We start from the raw sequence: 23,210 nt of genomic DNA, 5'->3' as shown, positions 1-23,210 counted from the left end.
TCGCAGCAAACTGGCATAGTTGATGTATCGCCGTCGGCCGTTAAGGAGGACACCTCCCTGAGCGAACATATGGACTGGCTGCCCAGGATGAGCGACTGGAGCGCGGCGCTTCGCGAGGCGCAGCGTCTGCCCTGGCGCGACGCCAAACCGGTTTTCATCCGGCTCGCCAACGCCGATCTCGACTTTCTTGAGTCGGGCAAACTCGACCGCGCGGCGCAGCGGGCGCTCGACTCGTCCGGCGCCGAAGAGCCGCGCCTGCGCATCGCCGTTCTCGGCTCCTCGACGACCTCGCATCTCGCGTCCGGGATTCGCGTCGGCGCGCTCCGGCGCGGCCTCGTGGCTGACGTCTATGAAGGTCCTTACGGGCTTTATCGACAGGAGCTGATGGACCCTGCGTCCGGCCTGCGGGCCTTTAATCCCCAGATCGTTCTTTTTGCGCTCGACGCGCGGCATGTCGCCGGCGCGGAAGGGGTCGACCCGAAAGACGCCGTGGCGCAGATGGCGACGTGCTGGGCGCTGGCGAAGTCGTCGTTCGAATGCGCCGTCGTCCAGCAAACCCTCCTCCCGGCCTTTCCGGCGACGCTCGGCTCCAATGAGCATCGTCTCGCGGAGTCGCCATTCGCCGTGGTCGAAACGATCAACGGCGAATTGCGCCCCGCCGCCGACGCCGCCGGCGTGCAGCTGCTCGCCCTCGATCACATGATCCGTCGCCATGGCGGCCTCGATTTCTGGCACGACCCGGCGCTTTGGAACCGGGCCAAGCAGGAGATAAGCCCCCGCGCCGCCCCGCTTTATGGGGAATATTTCGGCCGGCTCGTCGCGGCGCTGCGCGGCCTTTCGGCAAAATGCCTCGTCCTCGACCTCGACAACACGCTTTGGGGCGGCGTCATAGGCGACGACGGGCTCGAGGGGATCGTGCTGGGGCAGGGCAGCGCCGCCGGCGAGGCCTATCTTGACTTCCAGCGATACGCGAAAAGCCTCACGCGCCGCGGAATCATCCTCGCCGTGTGCTCGAAGAACGACGAGGCCAACGCGCTGGCGCCGTTCCGCGAGCATCCCGAGATGCTGTTGAAAGAATCGGACATCGCCTGTTTTGTCGCCAACTGGTCCGACAAGGCGCACAACATCCGCCACATCGCCGCGACGCTCAACATCGGCCTCGATTCGCTCGTCTTTGCTGACGACAACCCTGTCGAGCGCGGCCTTGTGCGGCGCGAACTGCCCATGGTCGCCGTTCCCGAACTGCCCGAGGATCCAACCCTTTACGCGTCCTGTCTCGCGCTCGGCGGGTACTTCGAGGGCGTCGCCGTGACCTCCGACGATCGAGAGCGCGGAGCGCAATACGCCGCCAATGCGCAGCGCGAAAAGCTGCGCGAGACCGCGACCGACATGGCGAGCTACCTCGCCGCCCTCAAGATGGAGCTGATCTGGCTGCCGTTCGACAAGATGGGGCTGCCGCGCGTCGTTCAGCTCGCCAACAAGACCAACCAGTTCAACCTGGCCACGATCCGCTACTCCGAAGGCGATCTCGAGCGGGCGATGAACGATCCCGCAGCGGTCACGCTGCAACTGCGCCTCACCGACGTCTATGGCGACAACGGGATTATCGGCGTCATCCTGGGCCGCGTGCGTGACGACGAACTCTTCATCGAGACGTGGCTGATGAGCTGCCGCGTGCTCGGCCGCCAGGTCGAGGAAGCCTCGCTGGGGCTGCTTCGCGAGATCGCTCGCGAAAGGGGTCTTCGCCGCCTTGTCGGCGAATATCGAAAGACCGCCAAGAACGGCATGGTGCGAGAGCATTATCGCAAGCTCGGATTTGCGCCGCTCGAGCCGTTTGACGCCGACGCGTCCTCGACACGCTGGGTGCTTGACCTTGAAGCGTTCGAGCCGCAACCGACATTCATTTCAATTATTGCGGGGACAAATGCAAAAATCGCAAATCTATAGCGAGCTCAACGCGATCTTTTGCGACCTGTTCGACGACGACGACATCAAGCTGAAGCCCGAGACCAGCGCCGAGGACGTCGAGGGGTGGGATTCCCTTGCGCACATAAATCTCATCGTCGCCATAGAGCAGAAATTCAAGATCAAGTTCAAAACGGCCGAGATCGAATCGCTTCATAACGTCGGCCATCTTGTGGACGTCATTTATTCGAAGCTGAACTGATGACGGACGCCCCGATGAGCGAAGCGGCTGAGCTGGAGCGAAGCACGGGGCCGGACGGGCGAAAAAGCGCCCGCCTTTATTGTCTCGCGCTGGGCGTGGCCGCCTTCGCCTTTCTCGCGCTCGGATTTGTTTTACCGCAAACCGACTGGGCGATCCGTCGGGCGGGCAAGCTTTCGATCGCCAACACGGGCTATGTCACGACGCTTGGCGACCGGAAATGCGACGTCGTCATCTACGGCGACAGCACCGCGCTTGTCGGCCTCGACCCGGGGCTGATCGCCGCACGGACCGGCCTCCCGACGTGCAACATCGCCGAATACGCCGGCATGACGATGGTGAACGGGACGCTGGTCCCGGATCTCTACCTCGAGCGGCGGCCGAGCCCGAAGGTGTGGGTTTTCAACTTCGCGCCCGAAAATCTTGCGCCGTATCACGCCTGGGACACGGTGTCGCTCTATGAGGCCATTCTCTTCCGGCTGCGCGAAAAGCCGGATTTTTCAACGTTCTGGCTGCTTCTCACCCATCCCAAAGACGCAATGGGCTTCGCCACGCTCGGCGCCCGGATATCGCTGACAGGCCTGCTGAAGCCTCCTTTGCGCGGCCCGCTGACCCAGCTTCGCGCCGACCATCTCGGACGCCTGCCGCTGGCCGCGCCTGCGCTGACGAATTGTCAATCCGAGAAGCGCGAGCACGCCGCCGACCCCGCTTACGTCGAAATGTGGCGTTCGCGTTACGATCACGACGGAGCGGTCGTGCTGGTCAACCAGACCCCCGAGCCTGAGTGCGACCCAACGCTTGACTTCTACCGTTCGCACCCGGCCCCGACCGACAATCGGCTCGAGACCTATCCTGTGTCGGCATTCAACACGAGCGGCCGTCTGCACATGACGCAGGCGGGCTGGACGCGCTACTCAGGCGAGGTCGCCGACCAGATTGTCGCGGCCTTGCAGCGGAAGGCCGCGTCCGGCGCCGGCGCCGTCTACAGCAAGGCCAACGACTGATGTTGTTTTCCTCGACCGTTTTCATCTATCTGTTCCTGCCGATCGTCCTCCTTGGTTACCATCTGACGAGCAAGGTCGGCCGGCGCGCCGAATTCGTCTGGCTCGCGGCCGCCTCGCTGTTTTTCTACGCCTATTGGGACGCGACCTATCTCTTCGTCCTCGTCGGATCGATCGTCGTCAACTTCTGGTTCGCGCGACGCATCGAGGCGGTCGACGAGGCGGCTGGCCGGCGTCGCGTCTGGCTCGTCGCGGCGATCGCAGCCAATATTTTGCTGCTCGTATGGTACAAATATTTCTTTCCGACGATCGGCTTTCTGCAAAGCATCGGGCTCGAGACGCCGGACTGGGTCGCGGTCGCGCTGCCGCTCGGCATCTCCTTCTTCACTTTCACACAGATCGCCTATCTCGTCGATCTCAGCCAGGGCGCGGCCGGGCGGCAGAGCTTCGTCTCCTACGTTCTGTTCGTCACCTTCTTCCCGCATCTGATCGCCGGTCCGATCATCCATCACGCGGAGATGATGCCGCAATTCGAAGAGCGCCGGCGCAAGGGGCTCCAGGCGGACGACATGGCGCTCGGCCTCACATGGTTCGTGCTGGGGCTCAGCAAGAAAGTCCTGATCGCCGACCGTTTCGGCCCGCTCGCGGATTCGCTTTACGCGCAGCCCGGCGCGCTCGGCGCCACGGCCACCTGGATCGGCGTGCTCGCCTATGCGGTCCAGCTTTACTTCGACTTTTCAGGCTATTCGGACATGGCGCTCGGCCTCGCCCGAATGTTCTCGATCCGCTTCCCGTTCAATTTCAACTCGCCCTACAAGGCGCGCAACATCATCGACTTCTGGGCGCGGTGGCACATGACGCTCACGCGCTACCTCACCGCCTATCTCTACAATCCGCTCGCGCTCTACATCAATCGCCGGCGCATGGCGCAGGGACGCAAGGTGTCGAAGCGCGCCGTCAAGACCCCCGGCGGCTTTTTGGAGCTCGTCGCCTTCCCGACCATTCTCACCATGTTCCTCGCCGGCATATGGCACGGCGCGGGCCTTCAGTTCATGGTCTTCGGCCTTCTGCACGGCCTCTATCTGACCATCAACCACGCCTGGCGTCTGTTCGCCTCCGACCGCCCCGCCCTGCGCCGTTTCATGCCCTGGCCGGTCGGCATGACGCTCACGGCGGCCGCGGTTCTCGTCGGCCAGGTGTTCTTCCGCGCCGCCAGCGTGACGGACGCTTTCACCGTCCTTGGCGGGCTTCTCAACCTGCACGCCGGGGCGAGGCTGGCGGACGGGCCGATGGTCCATATGGTCCCCTCGACCTCGACTTTTCTGCTTGCGCCGTCGATCGCCGCGGCCGGCCTTGCGGCGTGTTTCCTCATCACCTGGCTGGCGCCGAACACGCAGGAAATTCTCGGCGAGGCGCCGACCGAGACGGCGCATAATCCCGGCCTTTTCAAAAACCTGAGATGGGGCGTCAGCCTCGCCTCGGCGGCCGCCGTCATTGTCCTTTTCGCCGGATGTTTCATCCTGCTCGACGCCAGCACGAGCTTCCTCTACTTCCAGTTTTAGGCGGCGGTCGGAGTTACGCCGCCGGTCGGAGACTGGCGACGCAGGCGCTCGTCAACGGCTTGAACGCGCAGATGGAAGCGAACCCGATCCTGGCGCCGGCCGTCACGCCGCGCGGCCGGAGGCGCACGGGTCGCGCCTCCTGTTTCAACGGCCGCGAAGATCAGCTCGCGCCGGCGAGCCGCCGCACCGTTTCGTCGGCGCTCCACACGCCGTTCGCCATGTAGCGGTAGTTGATGAGCGCGGCGAGATAGCCGTCGCCGTCGGGGAGCTTCGGCGCCGCCACCGCGTCACGCACGACGGCGACTTCGAAACCGGCCTCCAGCAGGTCCCGCATGTGCGACTCCACGCACATATTGGCCAGCATGCCGGCGAGGATCACCTGGCTGATCCCCCGCTTGCCGAGCTGTAGCTTCAGGTCGTTGGCCTGAGGGCCATAAAGCTTGTGCGGCGAGCAGACGATGGTCTCGCCGTCCTCGATATAGGGTTTGAACGCCTCCAGGAAATCCGCCCCCGAGCCGCGAAACCCCTCAACCGCGTAGGGCCCCCTGCGGTCGAAGACGCCGGCGTCGTGCTGGAATTTCTCCAGCGGCGCCTGCCAGCGCCAGTGATGGTCCCAGCAATAATAGTAGTGCGGGGAGACGGCGACGACCACGCCGGCCTTCTTGGCGGCGGCGAACAGCTCGATCAGGTTCGGCACCAGATTGTTCTCGGTGACGCTCTCGCCGACCGCCGGCCAGGCCTTTCCCTGAGGGCTCATCACGTCGACCTGCGGGTCGATGACGACCAGCGCCACACGCTTGAGATCGAGAACCATGTCCACCTTCGGCAGAACGGGGTTCGCCGTGTCCGCGTAAAGCTCGGCGGATCGGGCGGAGTAGTCCGGCTTCATGGCGAAAGCTCCATACAGGATGAATGAGGATCAAAGGCTGGTCGTCGAGAGCCGCCACGACGCGCCCGCAAGGGTCGGCGCGCCCCTGGCGGCGAGGCTTGCGGCCTCAGGCCCAAAACGTCCCCCGGCGTCGCGTGGCAGGACACGCGCGGCAGGACACGCGCGGCAAGACAAGCGCAACAAGACAAAGGCGACAGGACACAAGCGCGGCCGGCGACCCGGCGCCGCGACGGACGCAACATCTGACGGCGGCCGGTCTTTCCGGCGACGCCGCCGCCCATGACGGTCAGGGGCGGCGGCCCGGCTTCACGCCTTCACGAAGGCGAGCAGGTCCGGGTTGATCACATCGGCATGGATGGTCAGCATGCCGTGCGGATAGCCCTTGTAGATTTTCAGCGTCCCCTGCTTCAGCAGCTTGACCGACTTCACGCCGGCGTCCTCATAGGGCACCACCTGGTCGTCGTCGCCATGCAGCACCAGCGTCGGCACGGAGATCGCCTTCAGGTCGTCGGTCTGGTCAGTCTCGGAGAAAGCCTTGACGCCGTCGTAATGCGCCTTGGCGCCGCCGATCATGCCCTGGCGCCACCAGTTCTGGATGACGCCGGGGATCGTCTTGGCTCCGTCGCGGTTGAAGCCGTAGAACGGCCCCGAGGCGAAATCGAGGTAGAGCTGCGCGCGGTTGGCGGCGAGCGCGGCGCGCAAGCCGTCGAACACCTCGATCGGCGTGCCCTCCGGGTTGTTCTCGCTTTTCACCATGATCGGCGGCACGGCGGAGACCAGCACGGCCTTGGCCACGCGTCCCTGCGGCTGTCCATATTGCGCCACATAGCGGGCGACCTCGCCGCCCCCGGTGGAGTGGCCGATGTGGACGGCGTTTCGCAGGTCGAGGCGCTCGGCCACCGCCGAGGCGTCGGCCGCATAATGATCCATGTCGTGCCCATCGCTCACCTGCACGGAGCGTCCGTGGCCGCGCCGGTCATGCGCGACGACGCGGTAGCCGTGCTGGAGAAAAAACAGCATCTGGGCGTCCCAGTCGTCCGACGCCAGCGGCCAGCCGTGGTGGAACACGATGGGCTGCGCGTCCTTCGGGCCCCAGTCCTTGTAGAAAATGTCGACCCCATCGCTGGTCGTCACGAAAGCGGCGCTCATGGAAGAGACTCCTTGTTTGGTCGCGCTGGCGGAAAGCTGAGCGCCGGGGGCCGGCGCCGGAAGGAAAGTCATGGCGGCCGTCACCGCCGCGCCGGAAAGAAACCTGCGCCGGCCGCAGGACCGGACCGGAGCGCTTGACTCGAGTCTACGAACGCCCTTCCCTTCGCTCAATATATATCCATGTATATATTCATATCCCCTGCGGACAGGACATAGATGACCGCAATCGGGACATCGCGTGTCCGGTCGCCGGCGACAGGCTGATCGACCTTCGCCATGCGGCGCGCCTCGCGTCCGAAAAAACAGGGATGTCGTCATTCCGCCACGGGGGCGGCGAAGAGCCCGGCGCGCGACCATTTACGCGCCGCGGGCGTGATCGGGAGGGAACATGAAGATCGGCCTGGTGCTGTGCCCGGACTTTCAGCTCATCGGGCTCGCGGCGATCTCGGCGTTCGAGGTGGCCAACAAGCGGGCCGGCGAGACCCTTTATGAACTCCACGTGCTGTCGGAGGACGGAGGGCTGATCACCTCGTCTTCGGGCATGCAGGCCCTGACGAAGCGGCTCGACGAAAATGTCTATGACACGCTGATCGTCGGCTCCGGCATGGAGATCCCGACCGCGTCGCCGGGTCTTGTCCGGTTGCTCCGGTCCTCGGCCGCACAGGCGCGACGGGCCGCGTCCATCTGCCTCGGCGCCTTCGTCCTTGGAGACGCGGGGCTGTTGAGCGGCCGGCGCGCGACCACGCACTGGCGTTACGCGAAGGCCCTGCAGGAACGTTTCCCGAGCTGCCAGGTCGACATGGACAAGATCTTCATCGAGGACGGCGCGGTCTGGACCTCGGCCGGCATGACGGCGGGCGTCGATCTCGTCATCGCCATGATCGAGCGCGATCATGGCGCCGACCTCGCGCAAACGGTCGCGAAAAGCATGGTCATGTATCATCGCCGCTCCGGCGGACAGTCCCAGCACTCCGCGCTTCTGGAGCTGAACGCGCGGGAGGACCGGGTGCAGCGGGCCATGAACTACGCCCGCGCAAATCTCAAGATCAAGCTGAGCATTGAAGATCTCGCGAACGCGGCGAGCCTCAGCCCCCGCCAGTTCACCCGGCTGTTTCGGGCCGAGACGGGCACGACGCCCGCCAAGGCCGTCGAGACCCTGCGCGTGGAGGCGGCGAAACTGTTGCTGGAGCAGTCCCGCCTGCCGATCGAGGAGATCGCGCGCGAGGTCGGCTTCGAGAACAGGGAGCGGATGAGGCTCGCCTTCATACGGGTCCGCGGCGAGGCTCCCCGCGCGGTGCGAAGCGACGCGGGTCCTCTCGCCACGCTGTAGCGGACGCCGTCACGGCGGCGGGAGCCGTCAGGAAAGCCGGATGTTGGAAAGGTCGATCGACACCACCAGCGGCTCGGGACTGAAGCCGCCGTCCGGCCGCCGGGCGAAGATCCGGCGCCGGGTCGGAAAGCTGACGCCCGAAACCTCCACATAGTCGCTGACGAAATGGGCGCCGGGCGTATTGCCGGCGATCTCGACATTGTAGTCGTGGCGCTTCAACAGTCCGTCGCCGTCGAAGTAGAGCGTCTGCAGGGCGCTGTGCGTCGCGATGTCAGCGGGAAAGCGCACCGCCAGGCGACGCCAGTCGCCGTCGTCGGTCGGCCACGGCTCCAGCTCTTCCGACTCCATGCCCGGCCAGGCGAGCAGGAACGGCATGTTGAGATAGGTCCACATGGCGCAGCCGGCGAAATAGGCGAGCTGCAACTCCGTCCATGGCGTCTGGAGCGTATGGCCGGCGAAGCTCGCCCTCGGGTCGGAGAGATCTTCGAGGATCGCGCCGTCCGCGCTTTCGAGCGCCGTGCGTCCGGGCTCGAAGCGCGAGCGGCGCCCCCCGGATCCGAACGGCGCGTGGGAGGCCCATTGCGTCTTCAGGCCAACGGCGACGGAGGTGCGCTCCAGCGTGTGCGGAAACCCCTTCACGCTCCACAGCACGCCGCCCTGGTCGAGGTCTGCGGAAACCTGCTCGAACTGTCGCCAGAGCGGCAGCCCCCCATGGGCCTCGATGACGTAATCTCTCAGACGGGACATTGCGGGCTCCGCAAACAAGGCGATGACATGACGTCGATCCGTGGCCCGACGTTAAGGGATCGCGAAAAACCGCCGAATGCCGTAGTTGCCTTGTTTCGAGCCACACGATGAAGAGGCGGACTCAGTCCTGTTTGCGCCGCTTCGGTCTGCGCCCGCGCGTCGCCCGTCCTGTTCGGGGGCTGCGTTCCCCGCGCACGCGGGGATGAAGCGGCCGCCGCGCCGGCGACGTTGCGCGGCCGCAGGCTCGCCTGCGCGCGGCGCAGCCGAAAAGCTTGAGCGGCGATCAGGTCATGACGCGCCTTTCGGGTCGGGATCTGCGTGAACGCCGGCGATCTCGCGGAGCCTCGCGCGCTCTGGCTCCGGGCGAGGAGCGTCCGGTTGCGCCGCGCAGACCCGCCGGCCGGCGCTCCGCAGGCGCGCACGTCGATCGCCCGTCCGGGCTTCTGCGCGCCGGGGCGGCCCTGTTCGAGCCCTGACGGGCGGGCGTCCGACGCCCTGTTTCGGAGCCCGGGCGGATGGCGGCGGCATGATCGTCTGGCGGCTGCTTCGCCGCGGCTGCGGCCGGGACGCGTCCCTCCCGACGCCACGGCGAAACGCCGGGCCCCGCGTTCGGCGTGACCGGGGGCGGCCGCCCAGATTCCGCGGAGCGCCGTCCAGACCGGCGGCGCCGGCGTCGTTGTCAGAAACAGGCGGGCGCGCGTCTCATCGTTCCTTCATCGCCTGCGAGGCCGTCTCCATGAGCGGCGCGAAAAGATAATCGACGATCCGGCGCCGGCCGGTGCGAATTTCCGCCGAAACGCTCATGCCCGACGTGAGCGCAGCGTCGGCGCCGTCGACGGCGAAGCTGGCGCGGTCGGGCTTCAGCACGATCTCGAAGACGGCGCCCTGAGGATCCTCGCCGTTTTCCGCCGGCCCGCCGGACGCGCCTTTGAGCCTCGCCGACTGCGCGGGCCGGCGTCCCGCAGGATCGGCCGACGCGTCCCGCGCGATCCGGACGACGCGGGCGTCGAGCGCGCCGTAACGGGTGAACGGAAAGGCGTCCACCTTGACCGAGGCCTTCTGCCCCTCCTTCACGAAGCCGGCGTCCCGGTTCGGCAGATAGGCGACGATCTCGAGCTCGGCGTCTTCGGGAACGATCTTCATCATCTCCTCGCCCGAGCCCACGACCTGTCCCACGGTCGTCAGGGTCGAGCCGTGGACCACGCCGGCGATCGGGCTGCGCAGCGTCATGTGGGCGCTTCGCGCGCGCGTCTTGGCGAGCTTCTCGCGCAGCTCCACGATCTGCCGCTCGGCCTCGGCGAGCTTCTGCGCATTTTCGGCGATGAACACGCGAAGCGTCCTGTCGACGTCGCGCGCGATCACCGCGAGGCTCGCCTCGGTTTCGGCGCGCTGCCCGACCTGCTGGGCGAGCGCCGTCTCCTGAAGCTGGACGGCCTCCATGGCGTCGAGAAGGCTCGCCTTCGAGCCGGCGCGCCGTTCGATGAGTTCGCGACGCATGGCGACCCGCTCGCGCAACGTCTCGATCAAAATCTTCTCCGACGCGATGGTCGCGTCGAGCCGTGCGCGTTCTGCGCCTTTCTGCAGCGCCTGGGCCGACAGGCTCGCCGTCTCGGAGCGCAGGCGCGAGAGGTCGGCGGCGAAGACGAGGCTTTCGCGCAGGCGGACGGACTGCGGAACGTCGTCCGTAAAGGCGACGTCGGCTGCGCCTTCGCCCAAGCGGGCCGCCGCGATCGCGCTTCGCCGCCGCTCCGCTTCGGCCTTGAGCGCGACGAGATCGTTTGTCACGGCGTTTTCGTCGGCGTCCGTCTCCTCGCGTTCGAGCATGGCCAGCGGCGCGCCGGCCGCGACATGGGCGCCGTTTTCGACGAAGGCCGCAGCGAGCTTGCCGGGTTCGAGCGGCTGGATGACCTTCACCTGTCCGGCCGGGCGAAGCCGCCCCGGCGCGACGGCGACGATGTCGACGCCGCCCCACCAGGCGAACGCCGCGACGACGGCGAACAGCGCGCAGATGACGAGCAGCATGGCGGCGCGCGCCGGAGACGGCGGCGTTTCGAGAATTTCGAGCGCGGCCGGCAGGAATTCGCGATCGTCGGCCTTGCGGGCGAAGGCCTTGCGCGCCGTCCTGACGCGGGGCGTCTCGTTCATCGCGCCTCCGAAGCGTCCTGGAGCGTCGCGAGGCGTCTGTAGAGCCCGCCGCGCGCGAGAAGCTCGTCGTGCCGGCCGGTCTCGACGATGCGCCCTTCCGCCAGGACCACGATGCGGTCGCACCGGCGCACCGTCGCGAGCCGGTGCGCGATGACGACGGCCGTGCGGCGCTTCAGGATCATCGCCATGTTGGCCTGGATCGCATGCTCGCTCTCATAGTCGAGCGAACTCGTCGCCTCGTCGAGGATGAGGATGGGCGGATTGCCGGCGAGCGCCCGGGCGATCGCGATCCTCTGGCGCTGGCCGCCGGAAAGATTGGCGCCGCGTTCCTCGACGATCGTGTCGTAGCCTTGCGGCAGTCTCGAAATGAAGTCGTCGGCGCCGGCGAGACGCGCGAGACGCATGATCTCGGCGCGCGGCAGGGCGCGCGTTCCGAAGGCGATGTTGTCGTGCACGGAGCGGTTGAACAGGATCGAGTCCTGCATGACGACGCCGATGTTGGAGCGCAGCCAGGCCGGGTCGACGTTGGCGAGATCGACGCCGTCGAGCGAGATCGCGCCTTCTTCCGGCTGATAGAGACGCTGGATGAGCTTGGCGAGCGTCGATTTGCCGGACCCCGAAGGGCCGACGACGCCGATCGCCTCGCCTTGCCTGATCGACAGGCTGACCTCCTTCAGCGCGAGGGCGGCGCCCGGGCGGTAACGGAAGCTCACGTTGCGGAACTCGATCGCGCCCTGCGGACGAGGCAGGGGAATCGCGGCGGAAGGCGCGGGCTCGGGCGGGCAGTTGAGGACGTCGCCGAGGCGCGAGACGGAGACCTGGACCTGCTGGAAATCCTGCCAGAGCTGCGACAGCCGCAGGATCGGGGCGACCGTCTGCCCGGCGATCATGTTGAAGGCGATCAGCGCGCCGATGGTCAGCTCACCGGCCATCGCCTCCTGCGCGCCAAAGAGCAGGATGAGCGCCGTCGTCGCCTTGCTGACGTATTGGACGGCGTTCTGGCCGCCGGCGCTCAGCATCGAGGCGTCGAAGCTCGCGCGCACATAGGCTGCGAGCCGCTCCTCCCATTCGGTCTGCATGAAAGGCTCCGCGGCCATTCCCTTGACCGCCGCCACCCCCACGATCGCCTCGACGAGAAATTGCTGGCTCGCCGCGCCCGTCGCGAATTTCTCGTCGATCTTTTGGCGCAGCGACGGCCGGACGAGAAAGGCGATCGCGACGTAAAGCGGGACGCTCGCGACGACGATGAGGGCGAGCCTGGTCGAATAGGCGAAGAGAACGGCGACGAACACGAAGGCGAAGACGAAATCCATGGCCGCGAACAGGGCCTGGCCCGTCAGGAAGTTGCGGATCGTTTCGAGTTCGCGCACGCGCGCGACGGTCTGTCCCGCCGCGCGCGTCTCGAAATAGGCGATCGGCAGACGCAGCAGGCGGTGGAACAGCCGCTGTCCCAGCTCGACGTCGATCCTGTTCGTCGTGTGCGACAGGACGTAGCTGCGCAGATATTGCAACACGACGTCGAAGGCGCCGATGACGAGCAGGCCGCCGACCAGCACATAGAGCGTCGAGAGCGCCTTGTGGGTCAGCGCCTTGTCGATGACCACCTGGAACATCAGCGGCGTCGCGAGCGCGAACAGCTGGATGAAGAGCGAGGCGACGAGGACGTGCGACAGCGCGCTGCGGTAGCGCCAGAGCGACGGCAGAAACCATTTGAAGCCGAACACGGGCTCGGCGCCGGCGCCGCCGAGCCGGCGCGTCAGAAGCAGCAGCTCAGGCGCCGTCTCTTCCAGGAGCTCGGCGACAGGGAGGCGGCGATAGATTTTCGAAACGGGATCGACGACGCGGCAATCGCCGTCCTCATGCCGCCCGGCGAAGATCTGGAAGCGGCCGTCGGCGAGCCTGACGACGGCGGGCAAGGGGATGCGGCCGAGCCGCTTCGCGTCGAAATTCGTGACGAGGCGCGCCCGGAGGCCGAGCCGCCGCGCGGCCCGGATGAGATCCTCCGCCGCGGCGAGGCGGCCGGAAAGGCCCAGTTCGCGCCGCAGCCGGCCGGGATCGGCGCCGATCCGGTAGAAGCCGGCGACGGCGCAAAGGGCGAGCATGCCCGTGTCGGCGTTCTGGGAGCCGCTTGCGAAACCGGCCAATTGCGTCATCGAAAAGTCCGATCGGCCGGCGGCCGCGCCTTACAGCAGACGGCCTTCGTAAGCGCCATATTGAAGATAATGCTGCAACGGATTCACCTGCGCTTTGGCCACGTCCGGATTGTGCTGCTCATAGGCGCTGGTGTCGAAGGCGGCGGAGGGATCGAAATTCTGCTTCCAGCCGGACGTGTCGTAGTGGGTGAGCGGATCGACGCCGGACGTCGCGACGTCGGCGTATTGCGACAGATAGAAATCCGTGTCGAAAAAGGCGTTGGGGTTGCGCCCTTCCTTCCAGCCATAGGTTTCGTAATGCTGATGGGCGAAGGCGGCGGGGTCTTTCGCGCCGATCGCCGCCTTGGCGACGTCCGGATTGTCGAGCAGATAATATTCCGCGTCGAAGCTGCCATTTTTGAACTGCGACGAGAAGCCGATCGCGTCATAGGCCTTGCGGCCTTCGGCCTGCCCGTAGCGAAGATAATGTTCGAGCGGGTCGACGCCGGCCTTGGCGACGTCCTTGTTGTGCAGAAGATAGAGCCCGGTGTCGAAATGGGCGGAGGGGTCGCGCCCTTCCTTCCAGCCGGCGGCGTCGTAGTGGGCGAGCGGATTGACCTTGGCCTTGGCGACGTCCGGGTTTGACGCGAGATAGCCCGAGGTGCTGAAAAGCTGGTCGGGGTTGCGCCCCTCCTTCCAGCCATAGGCGTCGTAATGCGCCTTCGCGTCGACGCCCGCCTTGGCGACGTCCGCATATTTGAAACTGTAGTAGGCGCTGTCGTAAAGCCCGCTCGTCTCGTCGATCAGCAGCTTGAACGGCGCGGAGGCGGCGCTCGTCTTGCCCGTGACGGCGCTGGTCACCTTCGCCGTCAGAACATGCGCGCCGTCCGAAAGCAGGCCCGCGTCGGCGGCCCAGCGCCCGTCGGCGCCGACCAGCCCCGAGCCGACGAACGTCGCGCCTTCATAAAGGTTGAGGAAGTCGCCTGAAGCGCCGCCGACTCCGACGATCGTCGGGGTTATGTCGCGGGTGACGCTGTCGCCCGGCGCCAGAGTGTCGGACGCCCCGGCGAGCGCAAGCTGCGTCGGGGCCGCCGGCGCAGCGACATATTGCAGGGTCAGGAGCGTGCCGGACGCGCCGTCGGCGCTCGTGACGAAATCGCCGCTCGTCAATCCCGGCAAAAAGATCTGCGTCGAATACAGAAAGCTTGAGCCGAGAGACGTCACATTCAGCAAATTTGTCGACTTGTCATAAAAGGCGAACGTGTATCCATAGGTGTAGTATGGCATGTCGGTGATCTGGATCGTCTCGCCGATCTGCATGTCCGTGATCGTGTCGTTGAAACAGTCGGCCATCGTTCCCTTGAACGCGTCACGGCCGGCGCCTCCGGTCAGCGTGTCCGCCGCGGCGCCGGTGACGATGACGTCGTCGCCGCTTCCCCCGATCGCCTTTTCGATCGTGCAGCCGTAGGCGATGGCCACATTGTCCGTCATGCCGTCTATCGACGAATAGCTTCCGGCCACAAGGCTGATCTGCTGGTTTCCGGCGTAGCCCGAACAGTCGAGCGTGTCGATTCCGCCGGCGTCCCAGATGGTGAAGATCGGCGCCGTGTTGAGGGAGAAGTCATAGATGGCTTTTTCCGGATCGGCGTTCTCCAGATTGCTGTGGAAGCCGTAAACCGTGTCCCCCGTCCGCGTCGCCGTGTCGACGCCGTAAAGCGCCTGGATCGCCGCGATGTCGTCGACCATGGGCGTCTCGGGATAAAGCCAGTTGGCGTAGGTTCCGTCCTGCGCCCAGCCGCCGAGAAAGGCGTCGTAGCCGCCGAAATAGGACATGATCGAATAGCGGCGATTGTCCTGGGCGTAGACCGCGTCTTCGTCATAGGTGATGACGCCGCCCGAGCCCGCGTTGTAAGCTCCCGGATGGGACAGGCCGAGCGCATGGCCGATTTCATGGATGTAGGTCGCGACGCCATAGCCGCCAAGGACGAGCGCGTCGCTCTGGTTGGTGCTCCAGTCGGCGGCGATCCAGATCTGCTGCGCCGCGATGTTATTGTGCGTCGCGCCGTCGCTCGTGAGAAAAGGCCGGGCGTAAGTGCCGTCGCCGTCGGTGGTCGTCGAGTAATTGAAGGTGACGCCGGCTGACGGATCGTTGGTCTGCGTGAGCGTCGTCGGAATGAGGTCGTCCCAAAGCTTGAACGAGAGCCCGGCCATGGAGCGTTCATGCGGCGTGAGCGCGAGGACGCCGGAAGATTCGGAGCCGACGAACGAGCTGTTGGTCGGCGTCGTGTCAAGAAGCGCGAAGGTGACGACAGGGCTGGCCCAGCTTCTGGTCCTTGTGTCTCCATATCCCCATGACGTCGTCAGCTGGGTGACGATCTGGGGCAGCGTGAAATCCGGCTTATATTCATTTTCAGCTTGTAAATATGAACTATATTCGGGCTTCCGAAGCATTTGAGCCACCCTGAAAATAATATCGGATGTGTTCAGAATGAAAACGGCGCGGGCGCAAGTCTGGAGCTGGGTTCAGCGCCGATCCGCCCCTGAAAAATAATCTGGCCGGATGATAATTCATTGCAGAGTGCGGGTCCAGCGAGCAAGCGCCGGCGGAGCCGCTCAAGGCTGGCGCGTCGTCGCGTTGAGCGGTAGGATGCCCGCTCCAAGCCGTCGACCTGGCGGTCGCCCCGCCGCTGGCGGGCCGGGCTCCGCCGGCTCGGGCGCGGCGGCGACCCGCTCGATCGACGCCCCTCTCCGCTTCATGGCCCGACCCACATCCGTCAGGGAGACCTCCGCCGCAGGACCGGCCTTGCCGCGGGCCGCGTTTCAAGAGCCCCGCGCCGGCTTCACGGCCAATGTCTGGCGCGCCCTCCTTCGTGGTTTGAATGTTCCGGTTCGAGTTTGCGAAAGACCACGCTTGCGCGGAGTCGCTCCCGCGCCTGGGAAAACACGGACGAACGCGACACGACATGGCGCGAGACGCGACGCAGGACATGCCTGACCTCCTCGTGGTCGGCGGAGGCGTCAATGGCGCAGGCCTGGCGCGCGACGCCGCCGGGCGCGGGCTCGCCGTGCTTCTGGTCGAGCAGGACGATCTCGCCGCCCACACCTCGTCCTCGTCCACCAAGCTCATTCATGGCGGGCTGCGCTACCTCGAACATTGCGAGTTCCGTCTGGTGCGCGAGGCGCTTCTCGAACGCGAGCGGCTGCTCGCCATCGCGCCGCACGTCATCGCGCCGCTGCGCTTCGTGCTTCCGCACGACGTCAGGGTCCGGCCCGCGTGGCTGGTGCGGACGGGACTGTTCCTCTACGACCATCTGGCGTCGCGCAAGCGCCTGCCCGCCTCGACGCGGATCGATCTTTCCCGCGACCCGCGCGGCGCGCCGCTGAACCCGCTCACGCGCGTGGGGTTTGAATATTCCGACTGTTCGGCGGACGACGCCCGCCTCGTCGTCCTCAACGCCCTCGACGCCCGCGAGCGCGGCGCGGACATCCGCGTCGGCGTGCGTCTCGAAAGCGCCCGCCGCGAGGGCGGCGTGTGGGCGGCGACGCTGCGCGGCCCCTCCGGCGAAACGCAGGCGGCGCGCGCCCGCATTCTCGTCAACGCCGCCGGGCCATGGGTGAGCGACGTGCTCGACCGCCGGCTCGGCCTTGGCGGCTTCAAGCGCGTGCGGCTTGTCAGGGGCGGCCACATCGTCACGCCGCGCCTCTATGAGGGCGCGCACGCCTACGTCCTGCAGAACCCGGACCGGCGCGTCGTGTTCGCGATCCCCTACCAGGACGACTTCACGCTCGTCGGAACGACGGAGGTCCCCCATGACGCGCCGTGCGCTTGCGCGCGCGTCTCGGCGGACGAGGTCGAATATCTCGTCGCCACGATCAACCGGTGGTTCAGGAAAGGGATTTCGGCGGAACATGTGGCGTGGAGCTTCTCCGGCGTGCGGGCCCTGTTCGACGACGGCGCCGTCGACGCCTCGGCCGTCACCCGCGACTATGTTCTCGACCTCGACGCGCCGCCGGGAGGCGCGCCGCTCCTGTCGGCGTTCGGCGGCAAGCTCACGACCTATCGCCGGCTCGCCGAGCATGCGCTGCAGAAGCTCTCCCCGTTTCTGCCGGGGCTGAAGCCCGCCTGGACCGCGCAGGCGGCGCTGCCCGGCGGCGATCTCCCTTGCGGCGACGTCGCCGCCTATGCGCGCCGGCTGTTTGCGGAAAAGCCTTTTCTGGGGGAAGCCCGCGCGTCGCGATTCGCCCGGTCCTACGGCACGCGCGCCGAGCGCCTTCTTGCCGGAATCACATCGGAAGCGGGGCTTGGCCGCGATTTCGGCGCCGGCCTCACGGAGGCGGAGACAACCTATCTCGCGCGCGTCGAATGGGCCCGCTCGGGCGAGGACGTGCTATGGCGGCGCAGCAAGCTCGGCCTTCGGGCGCCGGCCTGCGCGAAAGCGCGCATCGACGCGTTCCTGAAGACGATCTGAGGGCAGGCGCCGGAACTCGCCTTCGCTTCAGCCGCGCGGGAGGAGACAGATGTCGAAATATGTCGGCGCCCTCGATCAAGGCACGACCAGCACGCGGTTCATCATTTTCGACCGCGCCGGCCGGATCGTCGGCCTTGCGCAAAAGGAGCATGCGCAGATCTGTCCGCAGCCCGGCTGGGTCGAGCATGACGCGGAGGAGATCTGGGCGAACGCCCGCGCGGTCATCGCGGGCGCGCTGGAGAAAAGCGGCCTCTCGGCCCTCGATCTGGCCGGCGTGGGGATCGCCAACCAGCGCGAGACCTGCCTTCTGTGGGATCGTCGGACCGGCAGGCCCCTCGCCAACGCCCTGGTCTGGCAGGACGCCCGCACCGACGAGACCGTCAGGCGCCTCGCCGCCGAACACGGCAGGGACCGCCTCAGGGCCAGGACCGGCCTTCCGCTCGCCAGCTATTTCTCCGGGGTCAAGCTCAACTGGCTCCTCGCCAACGTGCCCGGCGCCCGCGAGAAGGCCGCGTCGGGCGACGCGCTGTTTGGCACCATCGACTCCTGGCTTTTGTGGAACCTCACCGGCGGCGTCGACGGAGGCGTCCACGTCACCGACGTCACCAACGCCTCGCGCACCCAGCTCATGGATCTCGCCACGCTGTCCTGGGACGACGAGCTCCTCGCGCTGTTCGACGCGCCGCGCGCCTGCCTGCCGCGCATCGTCTCGTCGTCGGAAATCTACGGCGCGGCCCGCGCGCCGCTCGCCGGGGCGCCCGTCGCGGGCGTTCTCGGCGACCAGCAAGCGGCCCTGTTCGGGCAGGCCTGCCTGAACCCGGGCGAGGCGAAAAACACCTATGGCACCGGCGCCTTCATGCTGATGAACGTCGGCGAGACGCCGTTCCAGTCGAGCTGCGGCCTGATCTCCACCGTCGCCTACAGGCTCGGCGCGCGTCCCGCCGTCTACGCGCTCGAAGGCTCGATCGCCATCGCCGGCGCGCTGGTGCAGTGGCTGCGCGACAATCTCGGGGTGATCGGGGTCTCGGCCGAGGTCGAGACCCTCGCCCGTTCGGTCAGCGACAATGGCGACGTCTATTTCGTGCCGGCCTTCTCGGGCCTCTACGCCCCGCGCTGGAGAGAGGACGCCCGCGGCGTCATCTGCGGCCTCACGCGTTTCGCCAACAAGGGCCACATCGCCCGCGCGGCGCTCGAAGCGACGGCCTATCAAACCCGCGAAGCGCTCGACGCCATGGCGCAGGATTCGGGCGTGGCCATCCGCGAGCTGCGCGTCGACGGCGGCATGGTCGTGAACGAACTGCTCATGCAGTTTCAGGCCGACATCCTCGACGTGCCGGTGGCGCGCCCCCGCGTGATCGAGACCACCGCGCTCGGGGCCGCCTATGCGGCGGGCCTCGCCGTGGGCTATTTCCAGTCCCCGCGCGACATCGTCGAGAACTGGGGCGTCGACCGGCGCTGGCGCCCGCAGATGGACGAGGAGCGCCGCGGGCGGCTGTTCGGCGACTGGCGCAAGGCGGTCGAGCGCTCGTTGCGATGGGCGAGCTGACATGAGCGTCCTTCCTCCCGCAGCGGCCGGGCGCGGCGAGGCGGCCGCGTCCCGCGACGAGACCCGTGCGGAAGGGCTCCACAAACCGGCGAATCGCCGCTAGTGTCGCCGCCAAGGCCTCGAACAGCCAGAAAGCCCGAATGGGCCGCGCCCCTGCCCCACAGGCGCCGCGGCAGGACGATCGCCCCGTCCCTGCTTCCGTCTCTTCAAGACCTCTTTTCAGGCCGCACGGGCGCACCGCCGGACGCCTCGGGCCAAATGTCGGGAGGCACTAAAGCCATGTCGCGCGCCAAACTCGCCTGCGTCGTCGCCCTTCTGGCGCCGGCGCTCGTCGAACCGGCACATGTGCGGGCGCAGGAAGGCGCTCCGGTGAGCGTGGTTTCCGCAGCCCTGAAGCCCGTCTCGAACGCGAAGGAGTTCATCGGCCGCGTCGAATCGCCCGAGCATGTGGAGATCCGCGCCCGCGTGAAGGGGATGCTCGAGCGCGTGCTGTTCAAGGAAGGCGAGACGGTCAGGGAAGGCCAGCCGCTCTACGCCATCGAAAAGCCCCTGTTCGAGGCCGACGTGCAGCAGGCCGAAGGCGACCTCGAAAGGGCGAAGGCGGCGCTGGCGCTCGCCAGGATCGACCGCGGCCGCGCCGATGAGCTGCTCGCCAAGAACTCCGGCACCGTCGTCGCCCGCGACAAGGCGGTGGCCGACGTCGACACGTCGGCCGGCGCCGTGCTCTCCGCCGAGGCGGCGCTGAACACCGCGCGGATCAATCTCGGCTACACGGACATCGTCTCGCCGATCGCCGGCCGCATCGGCCGCACCGCCGTCACCCGCGGGCATATCGTGGGGCCCGACAGCGGCCCGCTCGTGACCGTCGTCAGCCAGAATCCGATGTATGTCGTCTTTCCGGTGAGCCAGCGCGACTTCCTGGAGGAGCAGAAGAAAAAGGGCAAGACGAACCTCGACGACGTCGAGGTGCGCGTCAAATTCTCCGACGGCTCCGTCTATGATGAAACCGGCCGGATCAATTTCATCGACGTGTCGGTCAACCGCGGCGCCGACACGGTGATCATGCGCGCCGACGTGCCGAACCCCGCCGGCAGGCTGATCGACGGCCAGCTCGTGCGCGTGGAGCTGACGGGCAAGACGCCGGAGGAGCGCGTCGTCATTCCGCAGGCGGCCCTCATCGCCGATCAGGGCGGCGTCTATGTCTTCGCGGTCGAGGACGGCAAGGCGGTCGTGCGCCGGGTGAAGACCGGCGCGGCCCAGGGCTCCGACATCGTGGTGACCGAAGGCCTCAAACCCGGAGAGCCGGTCGTCGTCGACGGCTTCGAGAGCCTCCGGCCCGGCGCCGCCGTGCGCGCCGTCCCGGCGCCCGGCCTCAAGAGCTGACCCGATGATCTCCTCCGTCTTCGTCGACAGGCCGCGGCTCGCCATCGTCATCTCGATCGTCACGGTGATCGCCGGCCTGCTCTCGATGCTGGCCATTCCCGTGGCGCAATATCCAGACATCATCCCGCCGCAGGTGTCGGTGACGACGACCTATCCCGGCGCCTCCGCCGAGATCGTCGATTCGACCGTCGCCCAGCCGATCGAGGCGCAGGTCGTCGGCGTCGACAAGCTCATGTACATGAAGAGCGTCTCCGGCGACGACGGCTCCTACACGCTGACCGGCTCGTTCGAGCTTGGAACCAACCCGGACATCAACACCGTCAACATGAACAACCGCGTCCAGACGGCGCTCTCGAAGCTGCCCGAGGACGTGAAGCGCCAGGGCGTGACGGTCAAGAAGAAGTCGTCGGCGCTGCTCGGCGTGCTCTCGGTCTATTCGCCGCGCGGGACCTATGACCCGCTCTACATCTCCAATTACGTCACGATCAACATCCTCGACGAACTGAAGAGCATTCCGGGCGTCGGCGACGCCTCGCTGTGGGGCCCGCAGGACTACGCCATGCGCGCCTGGCTCAAGACCGACCGGCTGACCGGCCTCGGCCTCACCACGCAGGACGTCGTCGCCGCGATCCGCGCGCAGAACGTGCAGGCGGCGGTCGGACGCATCGGCGCGCGGCCGATCTCGGACGACCAGCAGCTTCAGCTCAACCTGCGCACCAAGGGGCGGCTGTCGAGCGTCGAGGAGTTCGAGAAGATCATCCTGCGCACCAACCCGGACGGCTCGACGCTGCGGCTCGGCGACGTCGCGCGGCTCGAACTCGGCGCGGCCAATCTCGACCGCGAGACCCTGTTCAACGGCGGCCCCGCCTCGGTGCTGGCGCTCTACCAGTCGCCCGGCGCGAACGCCATCCAGACCATCGGCGCGATCCGCGCGCGCATGGCCGAGCTGGCGAAGGCCTTCCCCGACGATCTCGCCTGGAAGGTCACCTACGATCCGACCACCTTCGTCACCGAGACCATGCACGAGGTGCAGAAGACGCTGCTCGAGGCCTTCGTCCTGGTGGTGCTCGTCGTCTATCTGTTCCTCGGCAGCTTCCGCGCCACGCTGATCCCGACGCTCGCCGTGCCTGTGAGCCTCATCGGCGTGTTCATCGTCCTGAACGCCATCGGCTATTCCGCCAACACGGTGTCGCTGCTCGCCATCGTGCTCGCCATCGGCATTGTCGTCGACGACGCGATCGTGGTGGTCGAGAACGTCGAGCGCGTGATGGAGGAACATCCGGAGCTGACCCCGGCCGACGCCACCAAGAAGGCGATGGCCGAGATCACCGCGCCGATCATCGCCATCACGCTGGTGCTGCTCTCCGTTTTCGTGCCCGTCGCCTTCATTCCGGGCATTTCGGGCGAACTGTTCCGCCAGTTCGCGGTGACGGTGGCGGTCGCCATGCTGCTGTCGGCGATCAACGCCCTGACCCTGTCGCCCGCGCTGTGCGCCATCCTGCTCAAACCCTCGCATGGGCCGAAGAAGGGGCCGATCGGCTATGTCATGCGCGCCATCGACCGCGTGCGCGACGCCTATGGCGCGGCCGTGGCGCGCCTCGTGCGGTTCTCGGTCATCGGGCTCGCCTGCGTCGTCGTCGCCTCGGGCGGCGTCTATGCGCTCTCCAGACTGACGCCGACCGGCTTCCTGCCGGAGGACGACCAGGGCGCGTTCTTCGTCGTCGTGCAATTGCCGGGCGGCGCCTCGGTCGGGCGCACGACCGAGGTGATCCGCAAGGCGGAGGCGCTGCTCAAGGAGGAGCATACGGTCGAGGACTACACCTCGGTCGTCGGCCTCAACTTCATCGACAACTACTCGCAGCCCAACGCCGCCTTCATCGTCGTGACGCTGAAGCCGTTCGAGGAGCGCAAGGGCGCCGAGAACGGCGCCAGCGCGATCATCGCGCGGCTCGGCAAGAAGATGCGGCAGATTTCCGGCGGCGCGGTGACGCCGCTGGCGCCGCCGCCGATCGTCGGCCTCGGCACGGGCGGCGGCTTCGCCTTCGTGCTGCAGGATCTGCGCGCCGGCGACCCGAAGGCGCTGGCGCAGGTGCTGCGCGGCCTGATCGTCGCCGCCAACCAGGACCCGCGGCTGTCGCGCGTCTTCTCGACCTACACGGCGACCAATCCGTCGATCGTGCTCGACATCGACCGCGACAGGGCGCAGGTGCTGGGCGTGCCGCTCAACGACGTGTTCCAGGCGCTCCAGACCTCGCTCGGCGGCCTCTACGTCAACGACATGAACCTCTACGGCCGCACCTGGCAGGTGCAGGCGCAGGCCGAAGCGCAGGACCGCAGCCGCGTCGATGACATCTACCAGATCCATGTGCGCAACAATAAAGGCGAGATGATCCCGCTGCGCTCGATCGTCGAGGCGCGGGTCGAGACCGGCCCGCCGGCGCTGATCCGCTATAACAACAAGCGCGCCGTGACGGTGCAGGGCGCGCCGGCGCCGGGAGTCTCGTCGGGCCAGGCGCTGGCGGCGATGGACGAAGTCGCGGCGAAGACGCTGCCGCAGGGCTTTTCGGGGGCCTGGACCGACACCTCGTTCCAGGAGAAGCGGGCGGAAGGCAAGACGGGGATCATCCTCGCCTTCGCCGTGCTGTTCGCCTTCCTGTTCCTCGTCGCGCTTTACGAGAGCTGGTCCATTCCCG

General features: G+C 67.0%; 15 protein-coding genes. 9 read left to right on the top strand and 6 right to left on the bottom strand.

The annotated features are described in order from the left end of the window. The first annotated feature begins 69 nt into the window (after window positions 1-69). Genes ACILRB_RS09080 through ACILRB_RS09065 form a run of 4 tightly spaced genes read left to right on the top strand, consistent with a single transcriptional unit; the run spans window position 70 to window position 4,727 of the window. Window positions 70-1,947 (top strand): HAD-IIIC family phosphatase, encoded by a 1,878-nt coding sequence (locus tag ACILRB_RS09080; RefSeq protein WP_395665975.1) that lies wholly within the window; start codon window positions 70-72, stop codon window positions 1,945-1,947. Beyond that, window positions 1,925-2,167 carry an acyl carrier protein gene (locus tag ACILRB_RS09075; protein ID WP_395665974.1) on the top strand — a complete coding sequence of 81 codons (243 nt, stop codon included), beginning with the start codon at window positions 1,925-1,927 and terminating at the stop codon, window positions 2,165-2,167. Before ACILRB_RS09080 ends, ACILRB_RS09075 begins: the two co-directional genes overlap by 23 nt. Window positions 2,168-2,181: 14 nt before the next feature. Then, entirely contained in the window at window positions 2,182-3,168 is a 987-nt protein-coding gene (locus tag ACILRB_RS09070) for a hypothetical protein (RefSeq protein WP_395665973.1), read from the top strand. Further along, complete coding sequence (locus ACILRB_RS09065; RefSeq protein ID WP_395665972.1) at window positions 3,168-4,727, top strand: MBOAT family O-acyltransferase; 1,560 nt, start codon at window positions 3,168-3,170, stop codon at window positions 4,725-4,727. The genes ACILRB_RS09070 and ACILRB_RS09065 overlap by 1 nt, the downstream gene beginning before the upstream one ends. Before the next feature lie 160 nt (window positions 4,728-4,887). On the opposite strand, the gene ACILRB_RS09060 is transcribed toward ACILRB_RS09065, so the two are convergent. Continuing rightward, window positions 4,888-5,616 (bottom strand): cysteine hydrolase family protein, encoded by a 729-nt coding sequence (locus tag ACILRB_RS09060; protein ID WP_395665971.1) that lies wholly within the window; start codon window positions 5,614-5,616, stop codon window positions 4,888-4,890. A gap of 306 nt (window positions 5,617-5,922) precedes the next feature. After that, window positions 5,923-6,765, bottom strand: a complete 843-nt coding sequence (locus tag ACILRB_RS09055) for an alpha/beta fold hydrolase (RefSeq protein ID WP_395665970.1) — start codon at window positions 6,763-6,765, stop codon at window positions 5,923-5,925. Window positions 6,766-7,153: 388 nt separating this feature from the next. On the opposite strand from ACILRB_RS09055, the gene ACILRB_RS09050 reads away from it, so the two are divergent. Further along, on the top strand, window positions 7,154-8,095 hold the full coding sequence (locus ACILRB_RS09050) for a GlxA family transcriptional regulator (protein ID WP_395665969.1): 942 nt from the start codon (window positions 7,154-7,156) through the stop codon (window positions 8,093-8,095). Window positions 8,096-8,122: 27 nt separating this feature from the next. Here the strand turns inward: ACILRB_RS09050 and ACILRB_RS09045 are convergent, their stop codons facing one another. The 4 genes from ACILRB_RS09045 to ACILRB_RS09030 form a co-directional block, all read right to left on the bottom strand. Then, window positions 8,123-8,842, bottom strand: coding sequence for a hypothetical protein (locus tag ACILRB_RS09045; protein WP_395665968.1), 720 nt, complete (start codon window positions 8,840-8,842; stop codon window positions 8,123-8,125). 702 nt (window positions 8,843-9,544) lie between these two features. Next, window positions 9,545-10,987, bottom strand: a complete 1,443-nt coding sequence (locus ACILRB_RS09040) for an HlyD family type I secretion periplasmic adaptor subunit (RefSeq protein ID WP_395665967.1) — start codon at window positions 10,985-10,987, stop codon at window positions 9,545-9,547. Continuing rightward, window positions 10,984-13,140, bottom strand: coding sequence for a peptidase domain-containing ABC transporter (locus ACILRB_RS09035; protein ID WP_395665966.1), 2,157 nt, complete (start codon window positions 13,138-13,140; stop codon window positions 10,984-10,986). The genes ACILRB_RS09040 and ACILRB_RS09035 overlap by 4 nt, the downstream gene beginning before the upstream one ends. Window positions 13,141-13,170: 30 nt before the next feature. Next, complete coding sequence (locus ACILRB_RS09030) at window positions 13,171-15,570, bottom strand: M10 family metallopeptidase C-terminal domain-containing protein (RefSeq protein ID WP_395665965.1); 2,400 nt, start codon at window positions 15,568-15,570, stop codon at window positions 13,171-13,173. A gap of 512 nt (window positions 15,571-16,082) precedes the next feature. On the opposite strand from ACILRB_RS09030, the gene ACILRB_RS09025 reads away from it, so the two are divergent. The 4 genes from ACILRB_RS09025 to ACILRB_RS09010 all read left to right on the top strand — a co-directional run. After that, the gene (locus ACILRB_RS09025; RefSeq protein WP_395665964.1) at window positions 16,083-17,588 is read left to right on the top strand and encodes a glycerol-3-phosphate dehydrogenase; all 1,506 of its coding nucleotides are present in this window, start codon (window positions 16,083-16,085) and stop codon (window positions 17,586-17,588) included. Between the two features lie 49 nt (window positions 17,589-17,637). Next, window positions 17,638-19,134 carry a glycerol kinase GlpK gene (gene glpK, locus ACILRB_RS09020; protein ID WP_395665963.1) on the top strand — a complete coding sequence of 499 codons (1,497 nt, stop codon included), beginning with the start codon at window positions 17,638-17,640 and terminating at the stop codon, window positions 19,132-19,134. A 279-nt stretch (window positions 19,135-19,413) separates the two neighbouring features. Next, complete coding sequence (locus tag ACILRB_RS09015; protein ID WP_395665962.1) at window positions 19,414-20,517, top strand: efflux RND transporter periplasmic adaptor subunit; 1,104 nt, start codon at window positions 19,414-19,416, stop codon at window positions 20,515-20,517. 4 nt (window positions 20,518-20,521) lie between these two features. After that, window positions 20,522-23,210 (top strand): efflux RND transporter permease subunit (locus ACILRB_RS09010; RefSeq protein ID WP_395665961.1); only part of this gene is annotated, 2,689 nt, incomplete at its 3' end.

The sequence above is a fragment of the Methylocella sp. genome (genome assembly GCF_044226135.1).
Lineage (GTDB): Bacteria > Pseudomonadota > Alphaproteobacteria > Rhizobiales > Beijerinckiaceae > Methylocapsa.
This window is presented reverse-complemented; position numbering and strand designations above follow the sequence as displayed.